Here is a 16,339-nt window from a genome sequence, read left to right on the forward strand (position 1 = left end):
GGCGTGCCCGCAGTGCGCGGCGGCTCGGCCGCCGTAGCGACCGCTGGCGCGGCGGCGCTCACGCCCGCTGTCGCCACTGCCGCGCCGGCGGCCTTGAGAAAGTTGCGGCGTCCGTCGTTGGTACGGTCCTTCATCGGCTGTCTCCTTCATGGTGGGCGTGTCGTCGTTGCGCGCACGCCCTTGTTCGCGGGCCTTTTATTATTCGCGGATCGGCGTGAGATTCGATGAAAGATTCCGCATAATCCATAACCGTGGATATATGAATGGAATCGCCCTGTCATGAGTGCTGCAAAAGCTGCTGCCAATACTGCGACCAAGCCCGCTGCCAGTCCACGCGCCGCGCATGACGCCGCGCGCCTGGCCGCCTTGCCGGTTGCACTGCGCCGTTTGCGTCTGCGCGACCTCGAAACGCTCGAATGGCTGGGCCGCTTTCGCAGCTTCGCGCGCACGGCCGAAACCGCGTCGATCTCGCAGCCCGCGTTGTCCAAATGGCTGCGCGAGCTCGAAGAATCGCTCGGCCTCAAGCTGTTCGAGCGCACCTCGCGGCGCGTCGAACCCACGCTTTACGGCGAGGCGATGCTCGACTGCATCGCACGCATCCTCAACGATCTGCGCGAGATCGAACCCGCTTTCGAAGCACTGCGCCACGGTCTGGGCCAGCCGCTCACCATCGGCCTGCTGCCGAATATGGACGAGCAGTTCCTGCCCAGCGTGCTCGCGTGGCTGCGCGAGCACGACACGCCGATCCAGCTCAACGTGCGCGTCGATACGCTCGATCGCCTGCTACCGCACGCGCAGCGCCGCGAACTCGATCTGCTGGTGTGCCGCCTGGAAGCGACCGCGCTGGCCTCGGGCCTGCGCGCGGACGAACTGCTACGCGACGAGGTGGTGGTCGTGGCGGGTCATCGGCATCCGCTGCACCGGCGCACGCGCATCAGCTGGGCCGATACGACCGCGTTCCCGTGGATCGCGCCGCCGCTGGGCTCGCCGATGCGCACCGCTCTGGAAGCCGAATTCGCGCGCGCGGGCCACGCCATGCCGCAAATCCTCATGGAATCGGCCTCGCATCACACCAATCGCGCCGTGGCGCAGCGCATGCCCTGCCTGTTCGTGACCTCGGCCACGCGCGCGGCCCGCAGCGACGCCATGCGCGAATTGCGCACGCTGCCGCTCAAACTCACGACGATTGCGCCCGCCGTCGGCGCGTTGAGTCACGAGCCGCGCAGCGCGGCCGTCGCCACCGTGCTGGAAGCCTTGCGCCACGCGGCGCGCGAGCAGCAGTCATCGGCATAAAGCGGGCCCCGGGACCGCCAGATCGCATAAACGCAGTCGATAAACCCAAATTCCCAGAAAAATTCATTAAAAATAACTGGACGAAAATCAATACGATTGCACAAATTACTGGTCAAGCCAGCCAACCTTCGTCCGCAGGATCGCCTATGCCGCGCCCCATTTCCGTCCGCATCCATCCCGAAGCCATCCGCCACAATCTCCAGCTCGCCGCGCGCAGCGCCGCGGGCGCGCGCGTGTGGGCCGTCGTCAAGGCCAATGCTTACGGTCACGGCATCGAGCGCATTTATGCGGCGCTCGCGGACGCGGACGGCATCGCCCTGCTCGATCTCGACGAAGCGGTGCGCGTGCGCGAACTCGGCTGGACCAAGCCGATCCTGCTGCTCGAAGGCGTGTTCGATGCCGCCGACGTTGCCACCGTGGTCGCGCATCGCCTGAGCGTCGCCGTGCATTGCGACGAGCAACTGGCGCTGCTCGCGGCCGCGCGCACCACGCAGCCGATCGACATCCAACTGAAGATGAACTCGGGCATGAACCGGCTGGGTTACCGGCCCGACGCCTATCGCGCGGCCTGGGAACGCGCCCGCGCGATTCCGACGATCGGCGCGATCACGCTGATGACCCACTTCGCCAACGCCGACGATGGCTCCATCGACTGGCAGCTCGATCGCTTCGATGCCGCAACCGCCGGCATTCCGGGCGAGCGCACGCTGTCGAATTCGGCCGCGGTGCTCTGGCATCCGCACGCGCACCGCGACTGGGTGCGTCCCGGCACGATCCTCTACGGCGCGTCGCCCACGGGCGCGGCGCGGCATATCGAAGGCGTCGGCCTGCGTGCGGGCATGACGCTGTCGAGCCAGATCATCGGCGTGCAGACGCTCGCGCCGCAGGAAACCATCGGCTATGGGCGCACCTATGCGGTCGAGCAGCCGATGCGCATCGGCGTGGTGGCGTGCGGTTATGCGGATGGCTATCCGCGTCATGCGCCGACGGGCACGCCGATCGTCGTCGATGGCGTGCGCACGCGCACGGTCGGCCGCGTGTCGATGGATATGCTGACGGTCGATCTCACGCCTTGTCCGAACGCGGGCATCGGCTCGCACGTCGAGCTGTGGGGCGAAAACGTGAAGGTCGATGAAGTGGCGGAACCGGCGGGCACGATCGGCTATGAGTTGATGTGCGCGGTGGCGCGACGCGTGCCGGTCGTAGTCGACGATCTCGCGACGGTAAGCAGCGCAGCCGAAGAAGGCGTGACGGCCTGAAGCGCGCATTCAGCGCAGACAGTGCGCGACGCTTCGAGCGTCGCGCACTGAATAAAAGTCACTCGGGCAATTCGACGCCCATCTCCGCCAGCACTTCCTTCGCAGCCCGAAACGCTTCGCTCGCCGCGGGCGCGCCCGCATAGATCGCGCTGTGCAGCAGCACTTCGCGAATTTCCACGACACTTGCGCCGTTGTTGATCGCGCCGCGCACGTGGCCTTTGAGTTCGGTGCTACGACCGAGCGCTGCGAGCATCGAGCACGTGCATAGACTGCGCGTCTTGAGATCGAGTCCGTCGCGCAGCCACGTGCTGCCCCATGCGTGTTCGTTGAGCCATTCCTGGAGTGGGCGCGTGAAGCCGTCCATCGATCCCATCGCGCGCGCCACGAAGGCTTCGCCCATCACCTGGGTGCGCCTGGCCTTGCCGGCCTCGGCTCCGGTTTGTGCTTTGGATGCTTTGGGCGCTTTGACCTTGCTGCCTTTCGAGGATTTCTTCTTCGATTCCTTTGCATCGCTCATGATCGCGCTCGCTGACGGTTGAATGACGTCATAGGCTAGCGCGCCAGAATGACGGTGCCTATCGTGTCGCCGCCGTGTCCACAGTCACGCACCCTCACGCCGAATAAAGCCCCTCCGGCCCATTACGCAGCGTGCGCGCAAGCACTTCCAGCGCATCGCGCAAGGTCTCGTGCGAGCGCGCTCCGCCCAGGCTCAAACGCACAGCATGCGGCGCCGACCCGCGCCCGATCACGAAGCTATCCGCCGTCTTCGCCAGCACGCCCGCCTGGCGCAACGCCGCCGCGAACTCCGCTGCGCGCCACGGTTCCGCGAGCGGCAACCACAAGTGCGGGCTGGCCGGATCGGTCCGATATGTCCAGCCCGACAGCACTTCGGCGGCAATCGCCTGACGCACATCCACGCAGGCGCGCTGCTGCGCGACCAGGCGGTCGATTTCGCCATTGACGATCCAGCGCGCCGCGATTTCCGCGCTCAAAGGCGAAGTCATCCAGCAGTCGCTGCGGATCACCGCGAGAATCTTGCCGACCCAATCCTGCGGCGCCTGCACGTAACCCACGCGCAAACCCGGCGCAACCGCCTTCGACAGACTGCTGATCACGATGCCGTGCTCGGGCAAGCGCGCCGTCAACGGCGCAGGCGGCGCATCGAGCAGCGCCGCCGGAACCAGGTCTTCGATCACCACCAGATGGTGACGCACGGCGATCTCGGCGATGGCCGCGCGGCGCGCTTCGGAGAGCGTCGCCGTGGTCGGGTTGTGCAGCGTCGGCACGCAGAACAGCGCGCGCGGCGCGAGCAGCGCGCAGGCACGTTCGAGCGCGGCGGGCACGATGCCCTCTTCATCGATTTCGATGCCGACCAGGTTCAGCCGCAGTTGCCGCGCCAGCGCGACGATGCCCGGATAGCTCAGCGCCTCCGCGAAAATCGTGTCGCCGGGACGCAGCACCGCGCGCAGCACACAGGCAAGTCCATGTTGCGCGCCTTGGGTCACAAGCACGCGTTCGGCGGGCACCGTGCAGCCCATGCGCGCAAGCCAGCGCGCGCCGGCTTCGCGATGCGAGCGCCGGCCGCCTTCGGGCTGATACAGCAGCAATTCGCCGGCAAGGCGTTCGTCGGCGGCGAGTTCGCGCAGCGTCTGGGTGAGCAGCAGCGCTTCGTCCGTCGGCATCGGCACGTTCTGGCCGAGATCGACCGGACGCCCCGGCGCGGGCGCAGGCGGCGCGCTGCCCAACGGCGTGCTCGCCGCCGCCTCGCTGTGCTCCGGCGCCTGACGCGTGCGCGCGGGCAGACGTGCGCCATCGGCATCGGGTTCGGCCACATAGGTGCCGTCGCCGACGCGCGCCACCACCATGCCGCAACGCTCAAGCTCGGTATAGGCGCGGCTGACCGTGCCGGTCGTCACATTCAATTTCTTTGCCAGCAGCCGATGCGCGGGCAATTTCTCGCCGGGCAACATCTGGCCCCCGTTGATTGCCTGTGCGTAAGCGTAGGCAATCGCGCGGTATTTCGGTTCGCCGCGCGGTAGCGCGGGCAGCGTGGGCAACCAGCCGTTCATGGGTGTTTTCCCGAAGGTCGAAGCGCGCCGCGCTCCCGCACGGCGGCTGCGTCATTATCGCGCCCAATTCGCGGAATTGAAGGCTGTCATTTACTTCAATTGACTTCATTGAGTGCCACAAATTGACCCTCTAGGATGCCGTAACGCCTGAAGAGGCCAAGGAGACAATCGCCGCCCGCACCGCGTTTCGCGCGCAGCAGGCGGCGCGACACGCGCCATGACCAATCGCATCGCCCGCATCACGATCAGCCAGCATCGTCTGCCGCTCGATCCGCCGTTTCCGGCGTCCTGGGACAGCCGCCCGCGCCGCGCCTTCCCCGCGACCATCGTGCGTGTGGAGGACAGCGAAGGACGTGTCGGCATCGGCTCGGGCGACGCCATGTACGGCTTCGACGATTACCGCGAACTCTTCATCGGCGCCGATCCGCTCGATCTGGCCCGCCACAGTGCCATCCTCGACAATCTCAGCTTCCACGCCGGCCGGCTCTGGCCGCTCGACGTCGCGCTGTGGGATCTGGCCGGCAAGATTCTGGGCGAGCCGTGCTGGCAGATGGCCGGCGCACGCTCGCGCCGGGTGCGCGCTTACGCGTCCTCGGGCGTGCATCGTCCGCTCGATGGGATGGCGCGCTGGGCCGAACACGCCGTCGAGCGCGGCTTTCCGGCGCTCAAGGTGCGCTTCGGCCGCGAGCGTCTCGCCGACGATATCGCCGCGCTGGCCGCCGTGCGCGAAGCCGCGGGCGACACCATCGAGATCATGGTCGACTGCAATCAGGGCTGGCGCATGCCCTGGGACACGCAGGCGCCGTGGCGCGTGGAAGAAGCGCTCGCGGTGATTCGCGAGATCGAGCGTTATCGGCCTTATTGGGTGGAAGAGCCGCTGCATCGCGGCGATTACGCGGGTCATGCGCGTCTGCGCCAGTTGACCGAAGTGCGCATTGCCGGCGGCGAGATGACGCGCGAGGCGCACGAATTCGCGGCGCTGCTCGCGCACGATTGCCTCGACGTCTATCAACCCGATGTGGTCTGCTCGCTCGGCATGGAAGGCGCGCGCCACCTCGCCGCGCAGATCGAAGCCAGCGGCAAGATCTTCACGCCGCACACGTGGGGCAACGGCATTGGCCTCGCAGCGAATCTGCATGTGGTGGCGGGCGCGGGCAACGCGCCCTTCGTCGAATTCCCCTACGACCCGCCCGAATGGACGCCCGCGCGGCGCGACTATCCGCTCACGCGCGCAATCGAGCCCGATGCGCAAGGCTGGATCGACCTGGGCGACGCGCCGGGTCTCGGTATCGAACTGGACGAAGCGGTGCTGGCTAGCACGCTTGCCAGCGACAGCCGCTACGACTGAATCGTCGACAAAACATCTGAATAAAGCGGGCCAACGCGCAAGCGCCCCGCTCCGGGTGCGCCCAAAAAACGCGAACGACCGGACTAAACCTGAAGCATTCCGAAACAATTCCAATAGAAGGAGACACGTCATGAAAAAACTTACCCGACCGCTGATTGCCGCCCTCCGGGCGGCCCTGCTCGCCGCGCCGCTCGCCATTGCCACGATGCCCGCGCACGCGGCCGGCAACTGGTGCAGCCAGGGCAAGCCGGTGCACTTCGCGGGCGTCACGTGGGAAAGCGGCAACTTCACCAGCGAAGTGCTGCGCTACATCGTCAAGAACGGCTACGGCTGCCAGACCGATACGGTGCCTGGCAGCACGGCCGCCACGGAAACGGCGCTCTCGCGTAACGACCTGCAGGTGTGGTCGGAACAATGGACGGGCCGCTCGGAAATCATCGCGGGCGCCGTGAAGGCCGGTTCGGTGAAGCTCGTGGGCGACACGCTGCCGGGCGGCACGAAGGAAGGCTGGTACGTGCCCGACTACGTGATTCACGGCGACCCCAAGCGCGGCATCAAGCCGAGCGCGCCGGGCCTGCAATCCGTGAGCGATCTGCCCAAGTACAAAGACCTCTTCACCGACGACGAAGAACCGGATCACGGCCGCTTCCTGAACTGCCCGTCGGGCTGGGATTGCGAGCGCGTGAACACGCGCCTGCTGAAACTGCTCAAGCTCGACGACAGCTATACGAACTTCCGCCCCGGCACGGGCGCGGCGCTCGATGCGGCGATTTCATCGGCCTATGCTCGCGGCAAGCCGATCCTCACTTACTACTGGGAACCGGCCGCGCTGATGGCGAAGTACAAGTTCGTGCAACTCAAGATGCCGCCGTTCAACGAAGCCTGCTGGAAGACGCTGCGCGATGCCGGCAGCACGCAGCCGTGCGCGTCGTCGTATCTGGTTTCGCAACTGAAGATCGGCGTATCGACGCCTTTTTATCAGGCCGAACCGGACGTGATGGCGTTCTTCCAGAAAGTGAATTTCCCGATCGACTTCCTGAACAACACGATTCTCGACATGACCGAGCATAAGGTCGATGCCCAGGCCGAAGCGCTCAAGTTCCTCAAGACGCATCCGGAAATGTGGAAGACGTGGGTGCCCGCCGATGTCGCGACCAAGGTGCAGAAGTCGCTGGGCGCTTGAATCGTCATTTAATTCGTATTACCAGGTAAGTAGCTAACCAGAAATGGGCGCCTCAAAGGCTGCGGCGCTCAACCAAGGAGACTCGGAGTGAAGAAGAAACTTCTCGCGGCGCTGCCGCTCGCGCTCGCCGCAGCGGGCGCTCATGCGCAAAGCAGCGTCACGCTGTACGGCATCATCGATCTGGGCGTGGACTACGCCAATAACGTCGTCAACGGCGCGAACGGCAACCTCGTGCCGGGCAGCGGCGGCCATCTGGTGCAGATGCAAAGCGGCGTGCCGGCAGGCAGCCGCTGGGGCCTGCGCGGTTCGGAAGACCTGGGCAGCGGCTATTCGGCGATCTTCCGCCTCGAAAGCGGCTTCAACGCCGCGACGGGCGCGGCGGGCGGCGGCCTGGCGTTTTCGCGTAACGCTTATGTCGGCCTGAAATCGGAACAATACGGTCAGGTGACGCTGGGCAAACAGTGGGACGCCACCGTCGATCTGATCGAGCCGTACTCGCTGAACGGCAACTATGGCGGCTGGTACTTCGCGCACCCGAACGACATGGACAACCTCGACAACGGGTTCCCGGTCAACAACGCGATCAAGTACATCAGCCCGGTAATCGCAGGCTTCCAGTTCGAAGGCCACTACTCGTTCGGCGGCCAGGCCGGCCAGTTCTCGAACAACGCATCGTATAGCGCGGCAGCGGCGTATACGCTGGGATCGTTCAGCGCGGGCGTCGGCTACCTGCGCATCAACGATCCGATTTCGGCCGTGGCGGGATATGGCAGCGGCGGCGGCTACGTGAACACGATCTACGGCAACGCGCTGGCGAATGCACGCTATCAAGGCATTCTTTCGGCGGGCGCATCGTATGTGCTGGGCAGCCTCAAGCTGATGGCGAACTACTCGAACGTGGACTTCTCCTCGGGTAACGGCAGCCACGATCTGCACTTCCAGAACTACGAGCTTTCGGGCACGTATGCGGTCACGCCGGCCTTCTCGGTGGGCGCGGGCTACACCTTCACGATGGGCCAGGATCATGCCACCGACGGCGATCCGAAATACCATCAGGTCAACCTGATCGCGCAATATGCGCTGTCCAAGCGCACCTCGGTCTACGCGATGGGCTCGTACCAGCACGCAGCAGGCAGCGCGGAAAACGCGCAGATCACGGGCTTCAATCCGTCGAGCACGCAAAACCAGGTGGTCAGCCGCGTGGGTATCACCCACTCCTTCTGACGCACGCTGTCTGAAACGCCGGCGCAAGCCGGCGTTTTCCATTTAGCTATCCGTATCGTTTTGCTTCAAGAGGTTGCAGCATGCGCCGCCTTCCTTCCCTTTCGGCACTGCGTTCATTCGAAGAGGCCAGCCGGACTCTCAGCTTCACCAAGGCGGCGCAGAATCTGCACGTCACACAAGGCGCGATCAGCCGCCAGATCCGCCTGCTCGAAGATTATCTGGGGACGCCGCTGTTCATGCGGCATCATCATCGGCTGGAAATTACGGCGGCGGGCAAGCGCCTGCTGCCAACGCTGCAGGCTGCGTTCGACAGCATCGCGCATACGCTCGATACGATTCGCGCCGATCCTTCGAATAGTCTGCTGAGTCTGAATGCCGCGCCGACGCTGGCCACGCGCTGGCTCACACCGCGTCTGCGCGATTTTCAGACGCGCCACCCCGATCTGCGTATTTCCATCACGAACGAATACGGGCCGCTGCATGGCAGCGAGCGCAACGAGGATTGCCAGATCCGCTTTGGCATGGAGCCGCTGCCCGGCGGCCAAAGCACGTTGCTGATGCGCGAGCGTCATGTGCTGGTGGGATCGGCGCGCGAGTTCTCACATGCGCCGGGAAGCACGGACGCATTGCGCGAGGTTCTGGCGCAGCATCCGTGGCTGTATATCCTCGATATCGACCGGCGTTTGCTGGTGTGGGAAGCCTGGCTCGAAGCCGCCGCGCTCGATGTGGCAATGGCACCGCGCGGCGAACTGGAATTCAGCACGCTCGATCAGGTGATTCATGCGGCGGTGGCGGGGCTGGGTATCGCGGTGGCAGACCGGCACATGATCGAGCAGGAACTGACGAACGGCACACTGGTGCAGTTAAGCGAGATCGAAGTGGATGGGCCTTCGGGGTATTGGCTCGATGTGCGGCCGGAAGTGCAGGAAACCGTGCGGGTGAAGAATTTTAGTGGGTGGTTGATCGAGCGGCATGGGGGGAAGCGTTAGATTCGAGGTATGAGAAGAAATTCAACGTCGCGATTTTCGAGACGGGCCACCATCAAGCGCGTATAGCATCGACTTCGATCGCTTTCGACCGATTGTATGGGGCACAACCATGTATTTATTCGACGAAGAAATACCGTCATACAAACCAGCTTTCTGGGCCGATAAATGGAAACCCTGCGGCGGGTGCAAGCTCGTAGACACCCGGCGCGTGTCTGCGCCCGTCCTGTCGATGGACAAGCCCCCGCCTGCACTAGCTGACGCGGCGAAAGACCGTACTGCCCCGAATATCGTAGAAATTCCGCCATTCGATATTCAGGAGATACCCGATGCAATGCGGTTGATGTACATGCCTATAGCAGCAAAGCTCATGCAGCGATGGTTTGCCGGCGAATTGAACTATGCGCCAACGAGCGAAGACCTGAAGAGCGAAAAAAATATTGCGCTACAAGCTATCTTGCGGCCGTATAAGGATCGGTACAGCCGGATCAATACGTGGACATTAAGCAAGCAGAATGTCTCTGCATTACACCGTGATTTTCAATTTCAACGCGTGAGTGTGGGAAGCACAATTACACAAAAAATCGGGGAATTCATCGAATCCGAGATTAACAACAATGGCATACCGGACGATCTAACCGGAGCTCTGGGAGCATTCGGCATATACGCAGCCCCCAATGTTGTGATGTTTTCCGCGGACGGGCGCAGCGCCGAGATTAAGAGCGTATATGTATACGTGAAAGACAGTTACGACTTTACCGACAAGCCCGGCGATATCTCGCAGTATCTCGGCCACTGGAGCAGCAAGGGCGTGATTGTGGTTCCCTATAGCGGGCTTGCAGCTGAAATGAATGTGCCAGGTCTGTACCTGCAGTACCCGGTCGCGAGAGGAAACATGCGCGTAAAGGGCAACGTCTATTACCCGGTACATAACAAGGACTTCCGTCAGTGGGCAATCAAGCATCAGAGAGGGGGTGATTTTATTGTGTTCTCCGACCTGATGAATGTTTCACTGAAAAAATCGTTAGTGATCGAGTTATGAAAAAAGGTATCTTCCTGCTGGCTTTTCTGGCTTGCGCCAGTCTGTACTTCATGGCAGGCCACCGCCCTGAGCCAAGCGATTGTGTACGCAGTACCTCACCCGACGCTCGCTATGTCGCCGAAGAATGCCTGCTTGAATGGAATCACGGTGACAACCCCAAGTATTCGGGCAAACTTTACGACGCGAAAACCGGTACGTTGCTCGCACAACGAATACTTCACACCTCTGTTCCACAAATCATGTGGGGGCAGGACGCCATGTTGTTCGAAAGAGGGGGAGAAGACGAGAATCTGGTACGCCTGCCGCCTTCGTTCTTTGAGCGCTTCAGTGCAGTACTACATCAGTCCGTTCGATAAGAAGCGTCACGCAAAGCGCACACAGACGAGGGTCCCGTTTTACAAAACCGTCGCATCCTGCCCCGCCAAAAAAAACCGCCACGTTTTCACATGGCGGCTTCGCCCAGGACGACCCGAAGGCCAATGCGTGGAGAACGCTCAACCCAGGTCACCTCACCCCAACCCACCCATCATCATGTACTTCGTCTCCAGATACTCATCGAGACCGTACTTCGACCCTTCGCGCCCGAGGCCGGATTCCTTCACGCCACCAAACGGCGCCACTTCGGTAGAGATAATCCCTTCGTTGATGCCCACCATCCCGCTTTCCAGCGCGCCCGCCACCCGCCAGACACGGCCGATATCGCGCGCATAGAAGTAGGCGGAAAGACCGAACTCCGTATCGTTGGCCGCCTGGATGGCTTCCTCTTCGGTCTCGAAGCGGAACACCGCCGCCACCGGCCCGAAGGTTTCCTCATGCGCGAGCATCATGCCGCCGTGCGCGCCGGTGATGATGGTCGGCTCGTAAAACGTGCCGCCCAGCACATGCGCCTTGCCGCCGCACACGATTTCACCGCCCTTCTCGCGCGCATCGCTCACGTGCGCTTCCACCTTGCGCAGCGCCGCCGCGTTGATAAGCGGTCCTTGCGTCGCGCCTGCCTCCATGCCGTTCGACACGCGCAGCGCACGCACCGCAGCCGTGAGCTTTGCGACGAAAGCGTCATGCACGCCCGCCTGCACGTAAAAGCGATTCACGCACACGCAGGTCTGCCCGGTATTGCGGAACTTGGATGCCATCGCGCCTTCCACGGCCGCGTCCAGATCGGCATCGTCGAATACGATGAACGGCGCGTTGCCGCCCAGTTCGAGCGAGACTTTCTTGACGCTGTCCGCAGCCGCACGCATCAGCAGTTTGCCCACGCGCGTCGATCCCGTGAACGAGATCTTGCGCACGGCCTTCGACGCCATCATCGTGTCGCCGATCGCAGGCGCGTCGCCCGTCACCACGTTGAACACGCCGCGCGGAATGCCCGCTTCCTCCGCCAGCACGGCGAGCGCGAAAGCGCTCAACGGCGTTTCCTCGGACGGCTTGAGCACCATCGTGCAGCCCGCCGCCAGTGCCGGACCGGCCTTGCGCGTGACCATCGCGAGCGGGAAATTCCACGGCGTAATCGCGCCGACCACGCCCACGGCTTCCTTCGTCACGACGATGCGCGCGCCCTTCTTCGGCGCGGGAATCACGTCGCCGTAAGCACGCCGCGCTTCTTCCGCGAACCACGTGAGAAAGCTCGCCGCATACGCCACTTCGCCGAGCGCTTCCGCCAGCGGTTTGCCCTGCTCCGCCACCATGATGCGCGCGAGGTCTTCGCGATGCGCGAGCATCAGCTCGCCCCAGCGGCGCACCTTCGCGCCGCGCTCCGCCGCCGTGGCGTCGCGCCATGCGGGGAACGCGTGCGAGGCCGCAGCCACCGCCTGCAGCGTTTCGCGCGCCCCTGCACGCGCGACTTCGGCAAGCGGCTTGCCCGTGGCCGGATCGATCACCGAAAACGTGCTGTCACCGTCCACCCATTCGCCGTCGATGAAACTCGACGTGCGCCACAACCGCGCTTCCTTGAGTCCGTCGATCATGCTGCGATCTCCAGACGTCGCGAAGCGCGCGGCACGCGCGGAATACGCGACGACACATAATCGTTGATCACATCGCAGGGCGTGTAATTGCGATCGAGTTCATAGAGTTCGTCGGCGTCGAGCTTCGTGTCGAGCGCAGCAAGCGCGCTGTCGAATTGCGCGACCGTATCCGCGCCCACCAGCATCGACGTAATGCCCGGACGATTGAGCACCCAAGCCTGCGCAATCTGCGCGCACGACACGCCGCGCGCCTGCGCCACTTCGGCGACCGAAATCGCCACGTCACGCGAAACCTGATCGTCGTACATCTGCGTGGTGAAGAAGTCGGTCTGATTGCGCACCGACTTCGCGTCGCCCGAAAGCAAGCCGCGCGCCAGCGGGCTGAACACCGACACGCCCACGCCCTGGTCCTGGCAGAACGGCACCATTTCGCGCTCTTCTTCGCGATACGCGCAGTTCAATTGCAGTTGCATATTGATCGGCCGCGCGAAGTTATAGCGCTCGCAGGCCTGCAGAATCTTCGCGAACTGCCACGTGAACATCGTCGATACGCCGATATAACGTGCCTTGCCCGAGCGCACGATATCGTTGAGCGCATCCATGGTTTCTTCGACCGGCGTATTCACATCGAAGTAATGCAGCATGTAGACATCGACGTAATCGGTCTGCAAACGGCGCAGCGAACCGTCGATGCCGTCCATGATGTGCTTGCGCGAATGACCCTGATTATTCACGCCGCCGCCAATCGGATAACCCACCTTGGTGGTCAACACGAGTTCGTCGCGCTTCGCAATGCGCTTGACGATGCGGCCCACCACTTCTTCGCCTACACCCGTCGAATAAAAATCCGCGAGATCGATAAAGTTCACGCCCGCTTCGAGCGCGTGGCGCACGATCGGTTCGCTCTGCTCTTCGTTATAGATCCACGGTTTCCAGTCGGGCGTGCCCATGTTCATCGTGCCGAGGCACAGGCGCGACACTTTCAGGCCCGAGCGGCCGAGTTGCACGTATTGCATCGTAGTCACCTGATTGATGTGTCGCGATTCAGGCCGCTTTGGCCTTGGGCGTGTAGAACGGATTGCTGATCTGATCCTTGATCTTCGCAATGTCGTCGAGCTTGGGCAGGCCGTTCATCGCCGCGCGAATCGCCGTCTTGCAGGCGACGTAGTTGTTCTCGTAGACCGCGTCCAGATCGTCGCACGACCAGTTCACCCAATTCGCGGTGACGACGCACCATTCGTTTTCCGCTTCGGGCGGCAGCGTGCCGTCGAGCATCGCTTCCGTCACGGCCTTCGCGATGGCGGCCTGCGAGGCGCCCCACGTGGCGTTGCCGTGCAGATCGCCGCGAATATCGGCCTTGTTCACATAGAGCGTGGCGGGCTTGACCGGCACGTTGGGTTGCGCCACCACCATGAACGGCACATGACCTTGCGACGGCGACGACAGGCTGTTCGTGAACGCCTGCCCCACCGGGCCGCTGCGCGGGCCGATCATGATGTTGATATGTGCAGCGTTTACGCCTGGTCCAGCAAAACCCTCGCCGATATAGACTTCCATGGCTTTCATATTGACTCCGTCTCCTCGAGTTCCGGTGTTTGATTGGTGCGCCGCAGCGTGCTGCTTTTATCGATGCAGGCTGCGCGTCGAGACGAATTCCAGCACACGCCACGCACGGCAGAAAGCTATGAAATCTCATGGGGGCATGACGCCGGATCATCGGCATGAGATCAGGTAATGCTTCGATGACTTTTCGTTGCTTCGCAACCCAAAATGCTGCCGTTAGACTCTGTTCGCGCCAAATCAAAAGTCCCCTGCCATGCAGAGGGAAACCGGGCGACCCCGATACGACATACGCGAACGGAGGAGACATGAAAGGATGGAAGCTGGCAGGCGTACGCCTTGCCGCCGCACTGGCGCTCACCTGCGCTGCGACCAGCAGCTTTGCAGCAGGCAATTCAAGCGCCAGCTGGTGCCAGTCAGGCAAGACCGTGAAGCTCGCCCAGATCACCTGGGAAAGCGGCGCGCTGATGACCGAAATGGTCCGCACCGTGCTGGAAAAAGGCTACGGCTGCAAAACCGAAGTCGTGCCGGGCGCCACCGCCGCCACGGAAACCGCGCTCACCAATAACGACCTGCAGATCTGGGCCGAACACTGGACCGGCCGCAGCCCCATCATCGCGCGCGGCCTGAAAGACGGCAGCGTCAAACTGGTGGGCGAACTGATTCCCGGCGGCGACAAGGAAGGCTGGTACGTGCCCGACTACGTCATCAACGGCGACGCCAAACGCGGCATCAAGCCGCTCGCGCCGCAACTGCGCTCGATCGCGCAACTGCCGCAATACAAGGATCTTTTCAGCGACGACGAAGAACCCGGCAAGGGCCGCTTCTACAACTGCCCGGCCGGCTGGGATTGCGAGCGCTTCAATAATCGTCTGATGTCCGCCTACAAGCTCGGCGACGATTACACCAACTTCCGCCCCGGCACCGGCGGCGCGCTCGACGCAGCGATCGCCTCGGCCTACGAGCGCGGCAAGCCCATCCTGTTCTACTACTGGCAACCGGCCGGGCTGATGGCGAAGTACCACTTCGTGCAGCTTGCGGGCGCGCCGTATTCGGACGCCTGCTGGAACACCATCGCCGATCCGAAAGGCACGCCGTGCGCTTCCGCGTTCAAGGTTTCGCATCTGAAGGTCGCGCTCTCCACGCCCTTCTTCGACGCCGAACCTGGCGCCCTGTCCTTCTTCGAAAAAGTGAGCCTGCCGCTCACGCTCGACGAACAACTGGTGCAACAGATGCACGACAAGAAGCTCGACGCCTCGACCGTCGCGCGCAGCTTCTTCGAGCAGCACCCGGAAATCTGGAAACAATGGCTCACGCCGGATGTCGCGGCGCGCGTGCAGGCGGGTCTGAAGACCTGATCGGCACCTGGCGCAACACATGTCACACGCAGAATGAGGCTCACCATGGGATCACCCTTTCTTCACCTGTCGATCGCCGATTGGGTCAACGATCAGGTCACCGCGTTCGTGCAGCAATACGGCGACGCGTTCCACAACTTCAGCGTGCTGATGCTGCGCGACGTGCTCGTGCCGCTCGAAGGCCTGTTGCGCGCGATGCCGCCGCTGCTCGTGCTCGCGCTCGTCGGCTTGCTAAGCTGGCATGCGTCGCGCCGCGTGGGCGTGGCGCTGCTGTTCGTCGGGCTGCTCTGGCTGATCGGCTGCTTCGGGCTGTGGGACAAGCTCATGCAGACCTTCGCGCTGATGGTCGTCGCCACCGTGATCTCCGTGGCGCTGGGCGTGCCGCTGGGCATTCTCGCCGCCGGTAGCGCCACGCTGCGCCGCATTCTGCTGCCCGTGCTCGACGTGATGCAGACCTTGCCGAGCTTCGTCTACCTGATTCCGGTGCTGATGCTGTTCGGCCTCGGCAAGGTGCCGGCGATTCTCGCCACCGTGGTGTACGCGCTGCCGCCGCTGATTCGTCTGACCGATCTGGGCATCCGTCACGTCGATGGCGAGATCGTCGAAGCGGCGCGCGCCTTCGGCACCACGCGCGCGCAACTGCTGTTCGGCGTGCAGTTGCCGCTCGCACGTCCGAGCATCATGGCCGGTATCAACCAGACCACGATGATGGCGCTGTCGATGGTGGTGATCGCTTCGATGATCGGTTCGCGCGGTCTCGGCGAAGACGTGCTCGCCGGTATCCAGACGCTCGACGTGGGCAAGGGCACGCAGGCCGGCATCGCGATCGTGATTCTCGCGATCGTGATCGACCGCATCAGCCAGGGCTACGGCCAGGGACGCCGCACGCGCGGCCTCGCGCGCCAGGGCAAGCAGCCGTCGCGCATTCCGTTTCGCCGCGCCCGCAATCAGGCCGACAGCAACGCCGAGGCGGCCAAAGCCAGCGACCTGAGCGGCCAGCCGGCCAAGTAAGGCGCTTGCGCCCAGCACACCCGAATTCGCACAGAGGTAACG

Annotated in this window: 15 protein-coding genes; 10 read left to right on the forward strand and 5 right to left on the reverse strand. The window is 63.4% G+C overall.

Annotated elements, in window-relative coordinates; all coding sequences use genetic code 11:
* Positions 1–279: 279 nt before the first annotated feature.
* Both G3N59_RS24655 and alr read left to right on the forward strand, forming a co-directional pair.
* A complete protein-coding gene (locus G3N59_RS24655; RefSeq protein WP_205985428.1) occupies positions 280–1,293 on the forward strand; it encodes a LysR family transcriptional regulator in 1,014 nt (337 codons plus the stop codon).
* Positions 1,294–1,439: 146 nt separating this feature from the next.
* Entirely contained in the window at positions 1,440–2,552 is a 1,113-nt protein-coding gene (alr, locus tag G3N59_RS24660) for an alanine racemase (RefSeq protein ID WP_205985429.1), read from the forward strand.
* Between the two features lie 58 nt (positions 2,553–2,610).
* On the opposite strand, the gene G3N59_RS24665 is transcribed toward alr, so the two are convergent.
* Together G3N59_RS24665 and G3N59_RS24670 are read right to left on the reverse strand one after the other, a co-directional pair.
* Complete coding sequence (locus tag G3N59_RS24665) at positions 2,611–2,952, reverse strand: carboxymuconolactone decarboxylase family protein (protein WP_241024052.1); 342 nt, start codon at positions 2,950–2,952, stop codon at positions 2,611–2,613.
* Between the two features lie 211 nt (positions 2,953–3,163).
* Positions 3,164–4,621, reverse strand: coding sequence for a PLP-dependent aminotransferase family protein (locus tag G3N59_RS24670; RefSeq protein ID WP_205985431.1), 1,458 nt, complete (start codon positions 4,619–4,621; stop codon positions 3,164–3,166).
* Positions 4,622–4,838: 217 nt separating this feature from the next.
* Between G3N59_RS24670 and G3N59_RS24675 the strand changes: the two genes are divergently transcribed.
* The 6 genes from G3N59_RS24675 to G3N59_RS24700 all read left to right on the forward strand — a co-directional run bounded on the left by G3N59_RS24675 (position 4,839) and on the right by G3N59_RS24700 (position 10,760).
* Complete coding sequence (locus tag G3N59_RS24675) at positions 4,839–5,969, forward strand: mandelate racemase/muconate lactonizing enzyme family protein (protein WP_205985432.1); 1,131 nt, start codon at positions 4,839–4,841, stop codon at positions 5,967–5,969.
* Positions 5,970–6,099: 130 nt separating this feature from the next.
* The gene (locus G3N59_RS24680) at positions 6,100–7,152 is read left to right on the forward strand and encodes an ABC transporter substrate-binding protein (protein WP_205985433.1); all 1,053 of its coding nucleotides are present in this window, start codon (positions 6,100–6,102) and stop codon (positions 7,150–7,152) included.
* Positions 7,153–7,239: 87 nt separating this feature from the next.
* Positions 7,240–8,376, forward strand: a complete 1,137-nt coding sequence (locus G3N59_RS24685) for a porin (RefSeq protein ID WP_205985434.1) — start codon at positions 7,240–7,242, stop codon at positions 8,374–8,376.
* An 80-nt stretch (positions 8,377–8,456) separates the two neighbouring features.
* A complete protein-coding gene (locus G3N59_RS24690; protein WP_205985435.1) occupies positions 8,457–9,365 on the forward strand; it encodes a LysR substrate-binding domain-containing protein in 909 nt (302 codons plus the stop codon).
* A gap of 109 nt (positions 9,366–9,474) precedes the next feature.
* Positions 9,475–10,404, forward strand: a complete 930-nt coding sequence (locus G3N59_RS24695; RefSeq protein ID WP_205985436.1) for a DUF6402 family protein — start codon at positions 9,475–9,477, stop codon at positions 10,402–10,404.
* The gene (locus G3N59_RS24700; RefSeq protein WP_205985437.1) at positions 10,401–10,760 is read left to right on the forward strand and encodes a hypothetical protein; all 360 of its coding nucleotides are present in this window, start codon (positions 10,401–10,403) and stop codon (positions 10,758–10,760) included. The genes G3N59_RS24695 and G3N59_RS24700 overlap by 4 nt, the downstream gene beginning before the upstream one ends.
* Positions 10,761–10,913: 153 nt before the next feature.
* Here the strand turns inward: G3N59_RS24700 and G3N59_RS24705 are convergent, their stop codons facing one another.
* From G3N59_RS24705 to fae, 3 genes are read right to left on the reverse strand one after another with little or no spacing between them, the layout of a single operon-like run.
* Positions 10,914–12,368: an NAD-dependent succinate-semialdehyde dehydrogenase gene (locus tag G3N59_RS24705; protein ID WP_205985438.1), complete on the reverse strand. Its 1,455-nt coding sequence runs from the start codon at positions 12,366–12,368 to the stop codon at positions 10,914–10,916.
* Positions 12,365–13,384 carry an aldo/keto reductase gene (locus tag G3N59_RS24710; protein ID WP_205985439.1) on the reverse strand — a complete coding sequence of 340 codons (1,020 nt, stop codon included), beginning with the start codon at positions 13,382–13,384 and terminating at the stop codon, positions 12,365–12,367. Before G3N59_RS24710 ends, G3N59_RS24705 begins: the two co-directional genes overlap by 4 nt.
* A gap of 28 nt (positions 13,385–13,412) precedes the next feature.
* Positions 13,413–13,934, reverse strand: coding sequence for a formaldehyde-activating enzyme (gene fae, locus G3N59_RS24715; protein ID WP_205985440.1), 522 nt, complete (start codon positions 13,932–13,934; stop codon positions 13,413–13,415).
* Positions 13,935–14,236: 302 nt separating this feature from the next.
* Here fae and G3N59_RS24720 point away from each other — a divergent pair, with 302 nt between their 5' ends.
* The gene (locus G3N59_RS24720) at positions 14,237–15,286 is read left to right on the forward strand and encodes an ABC transporter substrate-binding protein (protein ID WP_205985441.1); all 1,050 of its coding nucleotides are present in this window, start codon (positions 14,237–14,239) and stop codon (positions 15,284–15,286) included.
* A gap of 45 nt (positions 15,287–15,331) precedes the next feature.
* Positions 15,332–16,297 (forward strand): proline/glycine betaine ABC transporter permease, encoded by a 966-nt coding sequence (locus G3N59_RS24725; protein ID WP_205985442.1) that lies wholly within the window; start codon positions 15,332–15,334, stop codon positions 16,295–16,297.
* The last annotated feature ends 42 nt before the right edge of the window (positions 16,298–16,339 follow it).

The organism is Paraburkholderia sp. Ac-20340 (assembly GCF_017104965.1).
Classification (GTDB): domain Bacteria; phylum Pseudomonadota; class Gammaproteobacteria; order Burkholderiales; family Burkholderiaceae; genus Paraburkholderia.

What these genes read in the sequence shown, in the direction of transcription:
- G3N59_RS24670 (WP_205985431.1), bottom strand. Translation starts at nt 4,621, where the DNA reads ATGAACGGCTGGTTGCCCACGCTGCCCGCGCTACCGCGCGGCGAACCG.
- alr (WP_205985429.1), top strand. Translation starts at nt 1,440, where the DNA reads ATGCCGCGCCCCATTTCCGTCCGCATCCATCCCGAAGCCATCCGCCAC.
- G3N59_RS24700 (WP_205985437.1), top strand. Translation starts at nt 10,401, where the DNA reads ATGAAAAAAGGTATCTTCCTGCTGGCTTTTCTGGCTTGCGCCAGTCTG.
- fae (WP_205985440.1), bottom strand. Translation starts at nt 13,934, where the DNA reads ATGAAAGCCATGGAAGTCTATATCGGCGAGGGTTTTGCTGGACCAGGC.
- G3N59_RS24725 (WP_205985442.1), top strand. Translation starts at nt 15,332, where the DNA reads ATGGGATCACCCTTTCTTCACCTGTCGATCGCCGATTGGGTCAACGAT.
- G3N59_RS24710 (WP_205985439.1), bottom strand. Translation starts at nt 13,384, where the DNA reads ATGCAATACGTGCAACTCGGCCGCTCGGGCCTGAAAGTGTCGCGCCTG.
- G3N59_RS24720 (WP_205985441.1), top strand. Translation starts at nt 14,237, where the DNA reads ATGAAAGGATGGAAGCTGGCAGGCGTACGCCTTGCCGCCGCACTGGCG.
- G3N59_RS24680 (WP_205985433.1), top strand. Translation starts at nt 6,100, where the DNA reads ATGAAAAAACTTACCCGACCGCTGATTGCCGCCCTCCGGGCGGCCCTG.
- G3N59_RS24705 (WP_205985438.1), bottom strand. Translation starts at nt 12,368, where the DNA reads ATGATCGACGGACTCAAGGAAGCGCGGTTGTGGCGCACGTCGAGTTTC.
- G3N59_RS24675 (WP_205985432.1), top strand. Translation starts at nt 4,839, where the DNA reads ATGACCAATCGCATCGCCCGCATCACGATCAGCCAGCATCGTCTGCCG.
- G3N59_RS24695 (WP_205985436.1), top strand. Translation starts at nt 9,475, where the DNA reads ATGTATTTATTCGACGAAGAAATACCGTCATACAAACCAGCTTTCTGG.
- G3N59_RS24655 (WP_205985428.1), top strand. Translation starts at nt 280, where the DNA reads ATGAGTGCTGCAAAAGCTGCTGCCAATACTGCGACCAAGCCCGCTGCC.
- G3N59_RS24690 (WP_205985435.1), top strand. Translation starts at nt 8,457, where the DNA reads ATGCGCCGCCTTCCTTCCCTTTCGGCACTGCGTTCATTCGAAGAGGCC.
- G3N59_RS24665 (WP_241024052.1), bottom strand. Translation starts at nt 2,952, where the DNA reads ATGGGCGAAGCCTTCGTGGCGCGCGCGATGGGATCGATGGACGGCTTC.